Genomic DNA, 17,024 nt, shown 5'->3' on the forward strand with positions numbered 1-17,024 from the left:
CCACCGGCTCACGCCTGCTGGGCGGCGGCCTCGCTCAGCGAATCCAGCTCCTCGTGGAAGTTCTGGATGAGCACATGCGGGTCGGGGACGCGGAGGACATCCGCGGCCACGCCCACCGTCACCTGGCCCGCGTAGCTGAAGAGACTCACGCCCAATCCGAGGTGCCCCGCCTGCGGCACCCAGAACGTCAGCTCTCGCAGCGTCACGCCCGCCAGGGACACCGGCTGTCGGGGGCCGGGCACATTCGTCGCCACCAGCGAGGCCTTCGTGCCGAAGGCATCCACCACCGCCCGCTCCACCGGGGCCGGCGTGTACCCCAGCAACCCCAGCGCGCCGAAGGTCACCACCGCCTCCGGTGACTTCTTCACCAGGCCCATGCGACGCGACAGCTCGTGCAGCCGACGACGCGGGTCCTCGATGTGTACGGGCAGGCGCAGGAACACCAGACCGAAGCGATTGCCCAGCTCGCGAGGCACCGGCTCATCCATCGGCCGCAGGTTCACGGGCACCAGCGCATGCAGGTCCTCGGGCGGAACATCGCGAGCTTCCAGGTAGCGCCTGAGCGCGCCCGTCAGCACCGCCAGCAGCACGTCATTCACCGTGCCGCCCAGCGCACGGCCCACGACCTTCACTCGCTCCAGCGGAATGGGCGAGGACCACGCCGCGCGCTTCTGGGTCCCCAGTGGCCCTCGCAGCGGCGTGCGCGGGTCTGGCGTAATCACCATCAGCTTGCCGAGCGCCGCCGCGCTGAGCGCCCCCTGTCGCAGCAGGTCTCCAGCCAGGATGGGCTCGGCCGCCAGCTCCGCGCTCTTGCGCAGCACCGTCCGCGCCGTCCCCGCCACCGCGCGCGCGCCGCGCACCCACCGCGCCAGCCCGCTCGACGAAGCCCGCGTGTGCTCGCGCGGAGGCACAGCGTCCGTCGCGTCGCCATCCGTGAGCGACAACAACAGGCGCGCCAGGGCGATGCCGTCGGAGATGCAGTGGTGCAGCCGCGCCAGCAGGATGTCTCCGCCCTGCGCGCCCTCGAGCACGTGGAACTGCCACAGGGGCCGCGAGCGCTCCAACGGCGTGCTCATCCACTCGCTCACCAGCGCCTCTTGCGCGGCGCGGTCTCCGGGCGCGGGGACAGGCAGGCGCAGCAGGTGCGCGTCGAGGTCGAAGTCCGGCGCATCTTCCCACTGAGGAAGGCCCAACCGTCCCAGCACCACGCGCTGTCGGAAGCGCGGGTAGCGGTCCACCAGTCGCGTGCGGGTCTCCGTGCGCAGGCGCTCGAAGTCCACCCGCCCCTCGAAGAAGAGGACCGCCGTAATCATCATCAGATTGGCGGGCTCCTCCATGTGGAACCACAGCGCATCCACGCTCGCCATCCGCTCCTGTGTCGCCATCGCCTCGCGTGCCTCCCAGTGCGCTCAGACCGCGTCCCAGGACTCCGGGACACGCCATGATGGCGCAGGTTGACCTCGCGTGGTGGGTGGACTTTCAGGAGCGCTACGGCGCCACGCCCTCTTCGCGCTCGAACTGGAAGGTCTGCTTCGTCGCATCATCCAGCGTCAGCGTGAGCGCGCCCTGCTCGAAGTCCCACCGGTACGAGCCGCCCCGGAACTTCACCTTCGAGCGTGCCAGGGGGATGACCCGTTTGGCGCCGCAGACCGGCCCCACGGCCTGTCCGTCGCGGGCCAGGAGCTTCACGTGGTGCTCACCCAGGGCCTCCACCATGCCCCAGGCGCGAACGACCAGCGCGTTGCCCTGTCCCAGCGTCGCGTCCTTCAGCGCGGTGCGCAGCACGAAGCACCCCTCGGGCGTGATTCGCAGCGTGCGCGCATAGTCGGCGCGGGGCTGGGGCTCGATGCGCGTGAAGCCTCCGTCCGTGATTTCGGGCAGGCTGGCCGCGGTCAGCCTCCACTCTCCCACCAGCTTGCCGGGCACGGTTTTCGTCGAGCCCGTCTGGCCCTGGCAGGGGTCCTTCAGCTCCTTCTCCGGACTCGGAGGCGCGGGCTCGAAGGCGCGCTGACACGTGGGGCCGCACGTGCGCGCCGCGCACTGGGTGTCGTCTTCCGCACACCCCGCCTTCAAGGTGCAGGACTTGAGTCGGTCCAACGCCTGCTCACAGCCCTCGCGCAGACACCGGTCCACGCACTCGGGCTCGATGCACTCGGCCACGCACACCCAGTTGGCGCTGCCACAGACACCCGCCACGGTGCGAGGACGCTCGGAAGCCCCCTGTGCCAGCGCGGAGAAGGAGAAGCCCAACAGACTCGCCAGGAAGAAGAACCCACGAAAGGAGCGCATGCCGTGGAGCAAACTAGGCACGGCCCCTTCGGGGCGAAGCCCTCGCGTCGGGTGGGCTGTCCACCCGAGAGCAATGCCTGCCTGGGCCCTCAGCAGAAGTGCCAGCGCCAGGTGCGCACATCCCCGGGGTCCACCAGCTCCAGCTCGAAGGCGAGTGTCTCGTAGCGAGCGAACTCACGGGGGTCCACGCGCAGCAGCGTCATGCCCGCGGGGTTCTGTCCGCGCAGCGGCGACACCGTGAAGGACAGCTCCGCGTCGAAGGCCACCTTGTAGAAGAGGCAGAAGCCATCCACGCGCCCCTCCTCCATCACCGGGCGCTCGAAGCGCACGCGGTGCGGCAGCCCATCCGCCGCCATCGTCTCCAGGTCGAAGGCGAACGCGGGCTCCGGGTCACACAGCAGGTGGTCCACCTCGTACGAGCGGACGACGCGCGTGAAGTACGACGGGTTCATCGCCTCGCGCAGCGTCTGCAGGCAGCTGTAGTCCACGCTGGGGAAGCGCTGGCTCCAGATGAAGGGCAGGCACGCCTCGTCGCGAAGCTGCACCGGCTCGATGAAGACCTCGAAGCGGTTGGGCAGGATGCGCCCACCGGGCCGCAGCAGCCGGGAGCGCAGGTCCAACATCCTCGGCACCAGGCCCGCGTCGAAGAGGGCCTCGCCCAGGAGGTCGTGCAGCAGCACGTCCACCTTCTCCGGGGCCTGGAAGTTCCACGGGTGCGAGCGCACGAAGTCGATGTGCTCCAGCCCGTTGCGCCGCGCCACCCACTGCGCGGTGTCCAGCAGCCGCGAGCCATCCACCGCGAACAGCCGCCGGGGATGTCGGCTCGCCGCCAGGAAGGTGCGCAGCCCCGTCCCCGAGCACACGTCCATCACCACCTGGCCGGGCTTCACATAACGCTCACACGCCTTCTGCCAGGCCAACACCCGCGCCGGGTCCGCCAGCGCCGAGTCCTGCGGCGTGGGACTCGACAGCGACAGGCTGTCCGGCACCACGTTGCGCAGCGGCAACTGGGACATCAGTGGCAGGTGGCTCAAGCGAGAACGAAGGTCCATCAACGCCTGCCGAGGCAGGTCGAGCAGATTGGGCATGACACCCCCCGAGATGTGAGTCGAATCCACCGCGCTCCAGGCAGCCCCCCGGAACCGGGATTACCAACCATGCGGGACAACCCATGCTCCGGCCCATCCAGCGAAGGGGCTGGGTCTCTGTCCCCGCTTGAACAGGCATTCGGGTTCAGCAGCGAACAGAGCGCGTCAGCCAGGGATGGGCGCGTCCGCGCTGGAGGGGCCCGCATGTCGGGAGCGGCGCGCGAGCCAGTCGTGAAGGAAGGCGCGAACGGCGGGGTGGCGCGAGTCCCGGAAGGCCTCGGGTGTCGTGTGTTCGACGATGCGGCCCTCGTGCAGCAGGGCCAGGCTGTCGCCCACCTGGAACGCGGTGGCCACGTCCGGGGAGATGACGAGGGACGTGGCGTGCAGTTGGTGCTTGCCGGTGAGGATGACCTCCGCCACGGACTGTGTCTTCAGCGGGTCCAGCCCCGCGGTGGGGTCGTCGTAGAGGAGGATGCGCGGCTCCATGACGATGGCGCGGGCGAAGGCGGCGCGCTTGAGCATGCCGCCGGACAGCTCCGCGGGCAGTTGCGTCGCGGCGTCCTCAAGTCCCACCAATGCCAGCACGCGGCCTACTCGCGCGCGCACCTCGCGCTCAGGGAGTCGGGTGAGCTCCCGCAGGGGGAAGGCCACGTTGTCCTCGACATTGAGCGAGTCGAAGAGGGCTCCTCCTTGAAACAGGATGCCCAGCTTCCGGCGCACGCGCGCCAGGCCTTGCGTGTCCAGGTCCGCGAGGTTCTCGCCGTCCACGCGCACGGTGCCCCGGTCTGGCGACAGCAAGCCGTCGACGTGCTTCATCAGCACGGACTTGCCGGAGCCGGACACGCCCATCAGCACGCAGGTCGTGCCTTCGCGCACCACCAGGTCGACTCCGCGCAGCACCTGCTGCGGGCCGAAGGACTTGTGCACGTCCACCAGCTCGATGACCGCGCGCGGCGCAGGCTCGCTCATTGTCTCGCCCCCCGTGCCGCCGACACCCGGGAGGACCGGGCGCGGCGTCAGGAGCGGGCAGTGTCGCCGCCCACATCCCTCGCCGCGAGCCACCTTCCAGTCTGGGAAGGACGCTCCCCACTCGACACAACGGGAAGCGGAAGGACTCAGACGTTGGCGCGGAGCTTCGTGCTGAACGCCCTCAGGCGAGGACGCGCACTCCCCGCTCGGCTCAGCGGGACCAGATGACTCAGTTGTCGGCGAGGAGCTTCGCGCCGAACGCACTCAGGCAAGGACGCACACTCCCCGCTCGACACAGGGGGAAGCGGAACGTCTCAGTCGCCGGCGAGGAGCTTCGCGCCGAACGCCTTCAGTCGCTCGCACGCCTTCACCAGCTTCTCCCGGGGAATGGAGAACACGGCGCGCACACGCTCGGGGTCGGAGCACCAGGGCCCGCCGTTGAGCACCACGTGCGTGTGCTCGTACACGATGCGCGGCAGGTTCTCCGGCGTGAGCTTCTCGCCGTCCACCTCGCGTCCCAGCCAGGACGTCATGCGAGGCGCGAGGAAGAGCCCCCCCGTGTCTCCCGTGTCCGAGCGCCCGTCCGCGGGCAGCGCTTGCACCAACAGCTCACGCTTCTCCGCCAGCTCGCGCCGCATCTTCGTCAGGAAGGTCCGCAGCGAGCGGTGCCGCGCGCCATAGAGGAGCTGTCCATCCGGGCTGCGTGCATAGGCCGCGTACAGGTACGCAGCCGCGCGAGCCGTGACGAGGTGCAACACCCCCGGGCCCCCTTCCCTCATCACCGAGGCCAGCGCCCTGTCTCGCGTGGCCAGCCACCCCACGCGCAGCCCACCAGCGGCGAACTCCTTGGACAACCCACCCAACACCACGGTGCGCGCGCCCACGCCGGGAACCGCGCCCTCCAGCGTCACCGGGCTGTGCACCGTCTCCGCCGTGGGGCTGGTGAGGTTGACCAGTCCGAAGATTTCATCGGACACGAGCAGGCACCGCTGCTCCACCACGTAGTTGGCCAGCGCCACCAGTTCCTCGCGCGCCACGTAGACGCCCGTGGGGTTGGACGGCTGGGAGATGACCACGGCGTCCGGACCACTCGCGCCCTGGCCTCGTCGCGCCAGCAACTCCGCCAGCGTCCCCTGCTCCACCTCGCACCCCGCCGAGACGAACGTCGGCGGCAGCACGCCGTAACAGGGCGTCACCACGAAGACGCGAGGGGCTCGCCCCAGACGTTTGCGCAGGGCCACACCCAGGTGATGGATGAGCGGCCAGACGCCCGGCGCCATGACCAGCTCTTCGGGCGAATACCGCGCGGCGCGCGTCTCCAGGAGGAAGGCCGCCACCGCCTCGGACAATCCCGTCTGCGCGCCCGTCTCGCGCGGCGCGGCGGCGGCGGCGATGAGCCCCTCCACCAGCGGCTGCGGCAGCGGGCCTTCATTCTCTCCGTAGTCCAACCGCACCAACTCCGCGTCGTCCTCGCGGAACACCTTGGGCGCGAAGGCGGGGAAGCCCGCCAGCGCATGGACGCGCGAGGAGCGCGGCAACGGAGCCACCGGCGCGCGGCGCGGCCCGGGCGGCTCCGGCTCCGCGAAGGAGATGCGGAACGACAGCAGGTCCGCGAACGTGCGCTCATAGAACCACTGCGCCAGCGTGCTGATGCGCGAGTACGTCACCTCCGCCGCCACCTCCAGGTCTCCGCGCAGCGGCTCCGGCACGGGGAGCAGCAGCGTCAGCTCCAGGTCCGGCCACACCGCGTTCTTCACCAGGCCGTAGAGCACGACGAGGTTGGGCGAATACGGCTCGCGCGCCAGGAACTCGAACAGCGTGAGCGGCTCCACCTCACCGGTGATGTTGAAGAAGGCGCTCTCGTCCAGCACCACCCAGATGCCCCGCCGCGCCGCCTCCGCGATGATGTCGCGCAGCACGGAGAGGTTGGTGCGCTCGCCCTTCTCCACCGTGAGCAGCACCATCTTCACGTCGAACGCGGACAACAGCCGGCGAATCTCCTCCAGCGTCGTGTGAGTCACCGTGGCGCGCACGCCCGCCTTCTCCAACGCCCGCGCGTAGAGCGGATGGAGGTTGCGCGACACCAGCACCTCGTCGCCCACGTCACACGTGGCGAGCAGCAGCGAGTACACCGCCTGCTCCCGCTCGGGCGCGACGAACAGCTCCTCCTCCGCGAGCCGCAGGCCGAAGTAGCGCTCCAGGTAGCGCACCACCTGGCCTCGGAACGACACATCTCCGGCCTCGTGCGCGTACGGCAACAGCGGCCCCTTCGCCAGCCGCTGCGACAGCGCGGAGACAAAGCCGAGCTGCTCGGGCGACGCGGCGCCCAGGTCCAGCTCTTCCTGAAGCGTTGGGATGCCCAGCTCGCGCAGGGACTGACGAAGGGCCAGCGTTTCGCGCGGGCGCGACAGGTGCGCCTCCCAGACGGCCACCTCGTGCCACACCGCGTTCCCGGACTGGAGCCAGCCCAGCGCCGTGGCCGCGCGCAGCGGCTCCGGACTGCGAGCCTCCATGAAGAACTCGAACTCGCGCCCCGTGCGCTGCTCCAGCGCCACCAGCGGACGGATGTCCGTGTCCGCCGCCTGCCGCACCCGCCGAGCCACCCTCACCCGCGTGGTGAAGCCGCGCCGGGTGAACATGCGCTCGATGATGGGGCGACCCGGACGGCCCGCCAGGTTGAGCAGCAGCTTGCCCGTGGGCGCCAGTCGCTCCGGGGCCTCGTCGAGCAGCCGGGCGATGAGCCCCAGGCCGAAGTGGTCCTCGTACACGTTCTGCAACGTGCAGTAGTTGGAGAGGTCATACAGCGCCTGCTCATCCGCCTGAGACAGCTCGCCGGGCAGCTCCTCCGTGCGCAGCACCTGGGGGATGCAGCCCACCACGAAGTCCCACGCGGGCTCCGCGGGCACGCCGCGCAGCAGGTCGCTCTCCGCGAAGGAGAGGCGAGACACGAGCGACTCGTCACCGTTGAGCCACGCGTTGCAGCGCGCCACGACGGGCGAGTGCGGGTTGAGGTCCGCGCCGTGGATGTGCGCCAGCCGGGTGAACTTCGCCAGCGCGATGCAGATCCACCCCGAGCCCGCGCCCACCTCCACCAGCCGCTTGCCGGCGTACTCGTCCAAGGGAACGCTGAGCAGCCCCTCCATGAAGGTATAGGCCCAGGACTCGGGCGCGAAGATGGAGGGGAGCAGGAAGAGTTCCAGGCGCTCCTGGGACGCGCCCGCCACCACCGTCACCGTCACCAGCCGCAGGGGGGCCGACTCGGGCTGCTCGCGCGACAGCTCCGCCAGCTCGCGCAGCTCCACCCGGGCCCGGGCGCGCCGCTCCGGGTGCCCCAGGTCCTCCGACAGGGCGCGCAACAGGTGGAAGGCCTCTCGGGGGGAGGAGGGATAGGTCGGCATGGCGCGCGGACTGTCCCGGGCCCACCGCCCTGTGTCAACGCACCCGTGGCGTGCGCACGCAACCCTTTGGCGCCGTGGCTCCAATCAAGTTTTGAGCCCTCGGCCGTAATAGGGATGCGGTGGGTGGGTTGGAACGGGAAGGGACGGCTGGAGACGATGAACTCGGTCACGCTTGTGGACAGACCCCGTAGTGGAGAGGGGGCACTGATGGAACTCAGCTTCTGGTCGCCGGCCAGGCCCGGCATGCAGGGGATGATGAGCGCTCAGCCGATGCGAAACCGGGTCCTCCGAGACCCCGTGCGTGTCCGCTGGGAGTCGCAGCCCTGGCGGCGTCAGCTTCGCAATCCGGAGGAGTTCGAGACGCCGGTGTCGCGCTCGGCGCTGGTGAAGGCGCTGCTGGACGAACAGTTGGAGGTGGACGCGGAGGTCGCGCGCTTCGCCGGGGCGGCGGAGGACGCCGACTGCATCAGCATCGCGCAGGTGGTGCGCTTCGCGGATCTGCTGATGCGGCGCATGACGCTGGCGGAGTCGGATGACCAGATGCTCCAGCTGGCGCACCTGCGCCGCAACGCCGAGGACCTGGCGGAGCGGATGACGGAGTGGGCCAACATCGGCCGGCTGTAGCGCAGCACACGAGGCATTCCCGTCTTCGCTCGACGAAGAGGACGGGAGGGGGGAACCGGTGGAGCAGCGGGGCGGACTGGCTTTCGCGCCTCTGCTCCACCGGCGCATGACGAAGCGGCTCCAGTGGACGAGCGACCCACGGGACTTCCAGCCTGACTCACGGAGGACCGAGCACGCTCTGGGAACAGGCGCCCTCGCAGGCCAACAAGCGAGTGCTGTCATCCGCGTAGCTCAGGGTCGCGACCAGGAACGGGTTGATTGCGAAGCGAACCTGCTGCCCGTCCTCGAAGACGAGCCGCCCGGTGACGAGACAGGGCGCGAAGCCCAGGTCCTCCGAGTCGTGAATCTCCCGCCAGGTGACTTCGCGCGACTGCGCAAAGAAAGCGCGGACCTGCGGTTCCGTGAGCACGAAGTCGGCGCAGTTCTGGTCCTCGCGGCGTCCTTTCGTGGACGCACTGAGCCCCAGGCCCAGACTCTCGATGCGCGCTGAAGCGGGCACGAGGGAAGTCGTGGAGGCCCTGGGACTCGCGGAGGACGACACCTCGGTCGGAGTCGAATGAGCGCACCCTTGAGCCACGATGATGCTCAGCCAGCCGACGACACCCACGCGCCAACGAAGGGACATGAGCCCACGTTAGCGGGGCCCGCCGCGACATCAAGCCAGGCGAGCAGGCACGCCAGAAACGCACCGTCACCAGGGGGCCATCGTCCACCACTGGCCGTTCGGCCGGGGGCCCGCCCTGTTCCGGCCCGCGTGAGCGCGCGAGTGTCTTGACAGGGGTGGAGGAGCGCTGTTCTCACGGGGGACATGTTCTCCTCGCTCGTCCTCGCCGCCACGCTGGCGGCTGCTCCTGCTCCTCGCTCCGCCGCGTCGGCCCAGACGGTCGTCCACGTTCCCAAGCTGGATGCGTTGACGGGGCTCTCCGCCTTCCTGGAGCGCGCGGGCACGCACGCCGCGCTGCTGCGTCCCTCGGCGTGGCGCGCGGAGCTGCATCCGTTCCTCACCATCGACCCCACGCGTCCGGAGACGCTCACGGCGGTGGGCCTGGACGCGACGGGGCCGGCCACGGTGTCGCTGCGCGAGGACGGCCGCGTGTCCTGCATGCGGGTGTCGGACGCGAAGGTGTTCCAGCAGAAGGCGGCGGAGGCCATGACGGAGGCGGGAGGCGCGGAGGCGAAGCCCGTCACGTCGAAGGGTGTGACGACGGTGAGCACGACGCGCGCCGCGGGCGGGGCGATGGGCTACGCGCTCAAGGGGCAGGAGGTCTGCGCCTTCGGGGCCACGGATGAAGGTGGCGCCGTGTTGTTGAAGGAGTCCGTGAAGCTGGTGGGCAAGGCGCCCGCGCCGGATGCGCGACTGAGCAAGGTCGCTGGGGTCGCGTTCCTCGCCACGGGCGGGACGGTGGTGGGGTTGGATGGCACGGCGAGCGGGCTGAAGGTGGATGGCACGGCGATGAAGCTGCCGCTGCCGCCGTTCCAGGCCAAGAGCAACAGTCCCTATGGGGCGATGAAGCCGGAGGGGTTGCTGTTCTCGCGCGTGGCGGTGGCGCCGGCGGGAGTGTCGCAGGCCGTGGGCTCGCTGCGCGCGAGCATCCAGGCCCTCTGCCCGACATGTCCCAAGGAGCAGGTGCAGGCCTCGGCGGACGCCGTGGCGAAGCAGCTCACGGGGAACATGTTGGTGAACATGAGCAACGTGCAGGTGCGTGGTTCGCTGCGGACGCGGGAGGCGCGCTTCTTCGCCGTGAAGCAGGCGTTGGCGGCGGAGGTGAAGGACGCGGCGGCGGTGAAGAGCGCGCTGGCGCCGCTGGGCACGTTGCCCGGGGCGAAGGCGCTGGAGGACGGCTGGGCGCTCACGGTGAAGGGCGGCAGCGTGCTCGTGCGACAGAAGGGCAAGCACCTGGTGGTGGGCAACGACGAGACGGTGATGCAGGCGACGATGGCGGCGCTGCCGGAGACGACGGCGAAGCAGGAGCGCGCGGCGGAGTTCGCGTTGGACCCGAAGCTGCTCGCGCGGGGACTCTCCCAGGTGTCGCTGTCGGACGTACTGTCGGACGAGCAGCTCGCCGCGCTCTTCGCCGTCAGCTCGGAGCTGGGCCCGCTGCTGGCGCGCAGTGAGCGAATCACGGGCTGGATGGACAGCGTGCCTGGAGGCGCCCACCGCTTCGTCTTCGACTGGACGCTGCCGGAGTCGAAGTAATGCGCGGCAGGGACGGCGGCTAACGCGCCTCCACGCCCCGGAACACGGCGCCGTCCAGCGACAACCGTGTTGCCGCATCCACCAGTTGCTCCGTGGCGATGATGATGCCCGGGGCATCCGCCAGCCGGAACAGGTCCACGTCCACTGGAAGCGTCGCCGCGTCGAGAACGATGGGCGCTGGAAGGGGCCCCTCCGCGTCACTGATGCCGCATCGAGGACACGGCGGCTTTCGCGTCCAGGTCAAAGCGTCGGGATGAAACCGGCCCTGCACATCCAGTTGCAGGTTCAGCAGCATCGGTGGGCTCTTCGTCCTGAAGCGCACCGAGACCTCGCGCCCCTGGAGCCCCCGAGCGCCCGCCTCGCGGAGCCGGACCAGCGCGTCCTCTCGAATGCACAGGGACCAGCTTGCGGGCAGGAAGAACGGGCCGAAGCTTCCCGAGCCTGTTCCCGTCAATGGCCCCAGCTCCGTTCCGGCATCGAGCACCGCATTCACGGGAGCCAGCGGGCGCACCAGCTCACGCAACCGCTTGAGTTCATCCAAGGGGACAGGAGACGGGTCAGACAACCGCTCCTGCTCCGCAGGTGGAAGACTCGACAGGTCAACGCACGGGTATTCGAGACCCAGCGTTGCGCCGCTCAGGCCGCACAACGGGCAGGGCTCCACGCCCGGGAGTCCCCACCGATGCGTGGCGTTCAGCTCGCCTGAGTAGCGCGACGACAGGTCCTGCTCGACTCGGAAGTACTTCATTCGCTCTCGCCGACCTCGGGTCACGGCTCAGGGGTCCGTGAAAAGCTGGGGCCCCGGTGGCGCAATGGGATGCCCGTAGTAGGGCACGATGGGTCCCGTGATGTCGAACCGAAATGCCAGCTCGAGGGCTTTGCGGAGCAACTCCTCCTTCGGAATGCGGCGACGGTGCAGGTTCGCATTCATGTATTCCCGCCAGGCTGCATTCCAAGGTCCTCCGCGTCCCCCTGGATTGTGAACACGAAGGTGAAGGTGCTCGGGCACCACCATCGTGAACTCATGAATGTTGATGCCATGCCGCGTGAACCAACGCGCCAGCAACTCCTCCTGCGGGAACAGATGGTGCTTGATCAACCTGCTACCACCCAGGTCTGGGAACGCGGGGAGGTAGCCGTAGCTGTAGCGAAAGTGGAAGACCATCCGAGGCCGCGCGCCCTGGCGAATCCCCGAGCGCCTGTAGTCGCGCGGCGGCGGCCTGCTCGGAGGCCGCACAGGTCGATATGCGCCACTGACACGCACCACACCGTGTCGCGGAGGGTTCCGGGAGGCCTCACCCCGCTCCACATCTTCACAACCGAAGAGCCCACATTCAGCCAGCGCGCCGTCACAGGCGAAGACGACACACTCGTCGGTGTCTGGAGCCTCGCAATTCGATTCCGCTCTGGCCCCAGCCGCATCCCATGCCCGCTGCGCGGGCGATGAGGTGCCACAGGCGGAAAGACACGACACCAGCAGAAGAATGACCGCCGGGAGCGACAGGCCGCGAGGGAACGTGGACATGGCGACGATTATGCTGGCGTGGGTGACAGCGGCACCTTGTTCGCTGCACCGCGCCTCGCCGTACCCACACTCCAACACGACAACGAGAACACCTCATGACCCTGACGACACAGCCTCGACGGATGGCGAAGCGGACCGCGCTCGCGATGTTGGTGCTGGCCCCCGTGGCGGCCGGCGCGGTGAGCCAGAAGCTACGCTACAAGTTCGACGCGGTAACCAACCCCGTCGCCACCGTGGTGGACGACAGTGGCAAGGGGCGCACCGGCACCGTGCAGACGGCGAACGGCGCCACCGTCGTCCCCGTGACGGGCTTTGACGGCCTGGGCATCAAGTTCCCCGCCGTGTGTGACGGCACGGGCTGCCCGCTCGCGAACGTCACCACCCCCGACTCGGCCAGCCTCAATCCGGGCACCGCCCTCTTCACCTTCGGCGCCCGGGTGCGCCTCACCCTCGCGGACCTCTCCTCCGTCCACGGCTCCAACCTCGTACAGAAGGGCCTCGCGAACACGGCCCAGTGGAAGCTCCAGCTCGATGACGCCGTGCTCGGCAAACCCAGCTGCGTCGTGCGCACCACGGGCGGCGCGGACGTCATCATCGTCAAGTCGTCCGTGGGCGTCGCCGACGGCACCTGGCACAAGGTCGCCTGCCAGCGCACCAGCACCACGCTCACCATCCTCGTCGACAACGTCGCGCGAGGCAGCGCACTGCTCCCATCCACCTACGACATCAATCCCGTGGGCCAGCCCGTCAACGTGGGCGCCAAGAGCGTCGGCAACAACAACGACCAGTACCACGGCGAAATCGACGACGTTTACTTCAACATCGACTGAGCCACGCTAAGCACAAAGCGGATCGACCCCCGAGCAAGACTCCTCGGAGGCTCGACCCGCCTTTACCCCGGCCACTCCTCCCGCCAGAGCCGTGCGTCTCGCCTCACACGTCTGAAGCAGCGTCAGTACGAGGCTCAATCAAAGTCGTGGAGCGAACCGCCACTCCGCATGACACGAACCGTTGCATGAACACTGCCCCGGTACCCGCCAAGATCAACCACGACATGCCAATGCCCACCGTGTGGAGGACGCAGAACAGCAGGTGAGCGAGTGAAATGACCACCCATGTAGGAATGGCGTCTTCCCCTTCGAAAAGAGCTGAAGTTGAGGGTATCCATCAGCCTTACATTGGCAGCATTACCACTCAGCGCAACGACAACCTCATCGCCATCAGAGGTATCCACCTCGTAGTGCAAGAACTTCACGCCGCCCTCCCAGCCATGCGCTCGGGCTTGCAGTGACCGCAGTTGCTGTACCGAATCCCAGCTTTCGCCTCGACCGGGGTCGTCAGGGGATCCCACAGCGAGATGTGCAACTGCCAGCGCACTTGATCCCACAAGTAGTATCCCTTGAAGAAGTGCATGTGCTCGACGACCATCGCGTCGAGGTTGTGGCTCCCCGCACATGCAACACCCGTCGAGTGGACCTCCCCGGTATTGCTGTTCCACATCAAGTTGTATCCCTGTGTGTGCTTCAACCGCACCGTCATCTGGTTCTGGAAGTACGTCATGTCGTAGGCTCCAACGAGTAGCCGCACGAGCGAGATGCTCGCCGCCTCGCTGGGTAGGTGCTGACCAACGGCCTACTTTCCGCAAGGCGCTGAAAAAAAAGCGCAAGTCAGCATCACCTCTTGATTGCGAGAGTGGGGGCGCAATGACACCGGCGACAGCCGAACAGTTTGAGAAGCAACGACCTGGAGCTGAAATAATAGCGATGGCCTACGCCATCAGGCTCTGTGCGCGGTGGTGTGGCGGTGGCATCACAGGAAGAGCCCGCGAACTAGCTGCCGAGCTAGTTCAAGAATCAATTACGCGACTCCTCGAAGGGAGGCGTCCTTGGAATCCGAAGCAAGTCTCTCTCGAGGGGCATCTATGCGGGGTCATACGCAGCCTAGTCTCTAACGAAGCAACTAGCGCTGACGCCCACCTCAGGGCAACTGATGACCTAGCCAAGGCAGCGGAGGATGGGGCGGCGCAAACCTTTGGCCAACCATTAACTCCCGAGGACTTTTATCTTTCTAAAGAAGCTTGCGCAGAAATCGAAGCAGACGCGTACGAGGCAGCAGGTTCGGACCCAATTCTCGCACAACTGGTGGAGGCACTAGCAGACGGTGCCGGGACGGCCGACGAGATCAGCACTGCAACTGGCCTCACCACCAAGCAAATATACCTAGCAAAAGACAAACTCAAAAAGAGACACAAGTCAATCCTCAAGAAGAGGACCATATGAAACAGAAAATCAGCCCCGCGCAAGAATTCATCCAGCGCCTGGAATTACTTGATCTCGACGAAATAGTCCCACCAAGCAGCGTCGAAGAAGCAGAGAAAATCCTACGGGATGCAGGGGTTAATCCTGCTGAATTCTCGACGCGCATTCGCGCCCACGTCCAATCCGTTCGGCAGCGACTCACACGGGCTCAACTCACCCAGTCAACTACGAAGCGAACAGAGGAAGAGTCTCGACTGACAGCACTAATCAGTCGGTACGCCGAGTTCAGCATCGAACAACTCAGGGCAAAAGTCCGTGCACTCAGCATCACCCCACAAAGCCATCAAATTTCAGTCGCACACAAAGGCTTATCAAGCAGTGCCTCAAGGGAGGACCTCGAAGCACTTCTGACGGAATTCGAACATCTCGGGAACGAGGAACATGACCTCGAAAAATAGTGCAGACACCGAGCGAGGAATTCGACGCGCGCGACAGATCCTGCACCAACTGGGACTCCCTCACATCGCCGACATCAGCATTGAGGACTTCGCACACCTACGGGGCGCGCTTGTTCGCAGCATCCCACTAACCAACTGCGAAGGCAGACTTTCAAGACTCAATGGACGAGCAGTCATAAGCGTCAATTCATCACTCCACTACACCCCGCGAAAGAGATTTGTTGTCGCACACGAACTTGGCCACCTCGAAATACACAAGGAGCACAATCAAGCAGAACTGTCCCTCTGCACCGAGCAGGCCATAAGCGAACTATACGACCAAGGGGCGGAACAAGAGGCCAACGCTTTTGCCTCAGAACTGCTGATGCCCGCTGACCTCTGGAGAAAGCGATGCGAAGTCGCCCATCCGTCCATCAACCACATCTCCAGTCTCGCGACCGAGTTTCATACAAGCCTCACGGCATCAGCCATTCGCTTCGCGAAGCTCAGTTCCGAACGATGCTGCACAGTCTATTCTCAAGATGGCAATATCAAATGGGCCGCTCCAGGACCATCTTTCGGATACTACATCGGCAAAGACACTCGGCTTCATCCCGCCACGCTTGCAAGCGACTACTTTCGCACTGGAAGTTGCACAGAAGGACCAGAAGAAGTGGACGCTTCTGCCTGGCTTGACTCACTAAAAGTACACGGCCAAGACCTTTGGGAGCACAGCATCGCACTCTCATCCAGCCGCGCAGTCATTTCGCTGCTTTGGATTCCAGAAGGCTCTGACCTCTGAGCGGATTCCCGTCTCATGAGTCCGCATCAGTTGAAAGCATTCACGCCGGCCGCTCCTGTCGCCAGCGCCGCGCATCGCGCTCGGCACGCTCCTCGCGCGTCTGTAGCAGCGTCATCCCCCGCTGCACGTCATCGACGTCGAGCGTCCCCACCAGCCGCCCGTCGGCATCCACCACCGCGAGCAGCTGCGCCGAGTTCTCCGCCAACTGTCGCACGGCCCGCCATCCATCCTCGTCCAACCGCACCACCTGCACGGGCCGCATCACCTCGCGCGTCAGGCGATGGATTCGGTCCGCCTCCGACACCGCGCGCACCGCCTCCACGTCCACCAGCCCCACCGGCCGCCCGTCCTCCGTCACCGGCAGCGCCGTCTGCCGCTCGCGTCGCAAATCCCACAGCGCCTGCTCCAGCAACGCCCCTGCCTCCACCCCCGCCCCACGCGGCGTCATCAACTCCGACACCGATACCCGCTCCAACAGGGCCTTCATCCGCACCTGCCGCGACTCGCCCTCCGCCCCCATGAAGATGAAGAAGGCGATGACGAACAGGAACGGGTTGAACGACACCACGCCCCACAACGCGAAGAGCACCGCGAACCCACGCCCCACCAGCGACGCCACCCGCGTCGCCCGCACCGGCCCCATCCGCCCCGACAACACCGCCCGCAGAATCCGCCCGCCATCCATCGGGAACGCCGGCAGCAAATTGAACAACCCCAGGAACAGGTTGAGGCTCGCCAGATAGAAACACGCGAACTGGAGGTTGAACGAGGTCGTCCCCTCTACGCCCCACGTCGCAAGGCCGAACAATCCCGCCAGCGCCAGACTCGTCAGCGGACCCACCAGCGCCATCAGCGCTTCGTCCCGAGGCCGGGGCGGCGCCTCCGACAGCTCCGACACCCCGCCCACCATCATCAGCGTAATCGAGCGGACCTGTCCGCCCCGCGCCAGCGCATAGAACGTGTGGGCCAGCTCGTGCACGAAGACCGACGCGAACAGCCCCACCGCCACGCCCAACCCCCACAACATGGGCGAGCCCATCAGCTGCTCCGGAGGGACCTCGGCCACCTCCGCCGCCCGCCGGAACGCTCCGCCGAACAGATACGCCAGCAACGGCAGGACGAGCAGCAGCGAGTAGTGGACCCGGATGGGGATGCCTCGCAGCGAGCCCACCTTCAATGCACCCCGTGACTCGCGCATCATCGCCTCCTCGCGAAGGGCGCCAGCACCGCGAGGGCACTCCCACGGCCTGCGCCCCCTGCTCGCCTCCTTCAAGGTCCGTCCCGCACCCGATGCGCGCACGGTGCCGGGAATGACTCGTTCGCCCGTCTGCCTCCTGAGTGTCCGCTCCCGGGCCTCCAGGCCCCCGGATGTCCACCGACGAGCACCCCACCACCACGCACGCTCCCGCCGCGCGAAACGCCGGCTACCGTTCCTCC

General features: G+C 67.3%; 17 protein-coding genes. 6 read left to right on the plus strand and 11 right to left on the minus strand.

Translation table 11 applies throughout. From position 1 onward, the window contains the following. Positions 1-8: 8 nt before the first annotated feature. The 5 genes from HUA76_RS00570 to HUA76_RS00590 form a co-directional block, all read right to left on the minus strand. The gene (locus tag HUA76_RS00570; RefSeq protein WP_174459697.1) at positions 9-1,385 is read right to left on the minus strand and encodes a wax ester/triacylglycerol synthase family O-acyltransferase; all 1,377 of its coding nucleotides are present in this window, start codon (positions 1,383-1,385) and stop codon (positions 9-11) included. Between the two features lie 103 nt (positions 1,386-1,488). Continuing rightward, entirely contained in the window at positions 1,489-2,289 is an 801-nt protein-coding gene (locus HUA76_RS00575) for a hypothetical protein (RefSeq protein WP_174459698.1), read from the minus strand. An 89-nt stretch (positions 2,290-2,378) separates the two neighbouring features. Next, complete coding sequence (locus HUA76_RS00580; RefSeq protein ID WP_174459699.1) at positions 2,379-3,377, minus strand: class I SAM-dependent methyltransferase; 999 nt, start codon at positions 3,375-3,377, stop codon at positions 2,379-2,381. A 165-nt stretch (positions 3,378-3,542) separates the two neighbouring features. Then, positions 3,543-4,346, minus strand: a complete 804-nt coding sequence (locus HUA76_RS00585) for an ABC transporter ATP-binding protein (RefSeq protein ID WP_174459700.1) — start codon at positions 4,344-4,346, stop codon at positions 3,543-3,545. A gap of 314 nt (positions 4,347-4,660) precedes the next feature. Beyond that, positions 4,661-7,744 carry an aminotransferase class I/II-fold pyridoxal phosphate-dependent enzyme gene (locus tag HUA76_RS00590; RefSeq protein ID WP_174459701.1) on the minus strand — a complete coding sequence of 1,028 codons (3,084 nt, stop codon included), beginning with the start codon at positions 7,742-7,744 and terminating at the stop codon, positions 4,661-4,663. A 207-nt stretch (positions 7,745-7,951) separates the two neighbouring features. On the opposite strand from HUA76_RS00590, the gene HUA76_RS00595 reads away from it, so the two are divergent. Beyond that, positions 7,952-8,368, plus strand: coding sequence for a hypothetical protein (locus HUA76_RS00595; protein ID WP_174459702.1), 417 nt, complete (start codon positions 7,952-7,954; stop codon positions 8,366-8,368). Positions 8,369-8,525: 157 nt separating this feature from the next. On the opposite strand, the gene HUA76_RS00600 is transcribed toward HUA76_RS00595, so the two are convergent. Continuing rightward, positions 8,526-8,993: a hypothetical protein gene (locus HUA76_RS00600; RefSeq protein WP_174459703.1), complete on the minus strand. Its 468-nt coding sequence runs from the start codon at positions 8,991-8,993 to the stop codon at positions 8,526-8,528. Positions 8,994-9,176: 183 nt separating this feature from the next. Between HUA76_RS00600 and HUA76_RS00605 the strand changes: the two genes are divergently transcribed. After that, a complete protein-coding gene (locus tag HUA76_RS00605; RefSeq protein ID WP_174459704.1) occupies positions 9,177-10,565 on the plus strand; it encodes a hypothetical protein in 1,389 nt (462 codons plus the stop codon). Positions 10,566-10,584: 19 nt separating this feature from the next. Here the strand turns inward: HUA76_RS00605 and HUA76_RS00610 are convergent, their stop codons facing one another. Together HUA76_RS00610 and HUA76_RS00615 are read right to left on the minus strand one after the other, a co-directional pair. After that, positions 10,585-11,313 carry a double-CXXCG motif protein gene (locus HUA76_RS00610; protein WP_174459705.1) on the minus strand — a complete coding sequence of 243 codons (729 nt, stop codon included), beginning with the start codon at positions 11,311-11,313 and terminating at the stop codon, positions 10,585-10,587. Between the two features lie 27 nt (positions 11,314-11,340). After that, positions 11,341-12,090: a TIGR02269 family lipoprotein gene (locus HUA76_RS00615; protein ID WP_174459706.1), complete on the minus strand. Its 750-nt coding sequence runs from the start codon at positions 12,088-12,090 to the stop codon at positions 11,341-11,343. 95 nt (positions 12,091-12,185) lie between these two features. On the opposite strand from HUA76_RS00615, the gene HUA76_RS00620 reads away from it, so the two are divergent. Beyond that, positions 12,186-12,920 (plus strand): laminin G domain-containing protein, encoded by a 735-nt coding sequence (locus tag HUA76_RS00620; RefSeq protein WP_174459707.1) that lies wholly within the window; start codon positions 12,186-12,188, stop codon positions 12,918-12,920. Positions 12,921-13,054: 134 nt separating this feature from the next. Here the strand turns inward: HUA76_RS00620 and HUA76_RS46365 are convergent, their stop codons facing one another. Together HUA76_RS46365 and HUA76_RS00630 are read right to left on the minus strand one after the other, a co-directional pair. Continuing rightward, a complete protein-coding gene (locus tag HUA76_RS46365) occupies positions 13,055-13,441 on the minus strand; it encodes a DUF1883 domain-containing protein (RefSeq protein WP_371823412.1) in 387 nt (128 codons plus the stop codon). After that, a complete protein-coding gene (locus HUA76_RS00630; protein WP_174459709.1) occupies positions 13,342-13,650 on the minus strand; it encodes a hypothetical protein in 309 nt (102 codons plus the stop codon). The genes HUA76_RS46365 and HUA76_RS00630 overlap by 100 nt, the downstream gene beginning before the upstream one ends. 203 nt (positions 13,651-13,853) lie before the next feature. Between HUA76_RS00630 and HUA76_RS00635 the strand changes: the two genes are divergently transcribed. Genes HUA76_RS00635 through HUA76_RS00645 form a run of 3 tightly spaced genes read left to right on the plus strand, consistent with a single transcriptional unit; the run spans position 13,854 to position 15,587 of the window. Beyond that, positions 13,854-14,369, plus strand: coding sequence for a hypothetical protein (locus tag HUA76_RS00635; protein ID WP_217439175.1), 516 nt, complete (start codon positions 13,854-13,856; stop codon positions 14,367-14,369). After that, entirely contained in the window at positions 14,366-14,806 is a 441-nt protein-coding gene (locus tag HUA76_RS00640) for a hypothetical protein (protein WP_174459711.1), read from the plus strand. Before HUA76_RS00635 ends, HUA76_RS00640 begins: the two co-directional genes overlap by 4 nt. Next, the gene (locus HUA76_RS00645) at positions 14,790-15,587 is read left to right on the plus strand and encodes an ImmA/IrrE family metallo-endopeptidase (RefSeq protein ID WP_174459712.1); all 798 of its coding nucleotides are present in this window, start codon (positions 14,790-14,792) and stop codon (positions 15,585-15,587) included. The genes HUA76_RS00640 and HUA76_RS00645 overlap by 17 nt, the downstream gene beginning before the upstream one ends. Positions 15,588-15,627: 40 nt before the next feature. Here the strand turns inward: HUA76_RS00645 and HUA76_RS00650 are convergent, their stop codons facing one another. After that, positions 15,628-16,788, minus strand: coding sequence for a site-2 protease family protein (locus tag HUA76_RS00650; RefSeq protein WP_254613955.1), 1,161 nt, complete (start codon positions 16,786-16,788; stop codon positions 15,628-15,630). Positions 16,789-17,024: the final 236 nt, after the last annotated feature.

The sequence above is a fragment of the Myxococcus sp. CA056 genome, from assembly GCF_013336715.1.
Lineage (GTDB): Bacteria > Myxococcota > Myxococcia > Myxococcales > Myxococcaceae > Myxococcus > Myxococcus llanfairpwllgwyngyllgogerychwyrndrobwllllantysiliogogogochensis.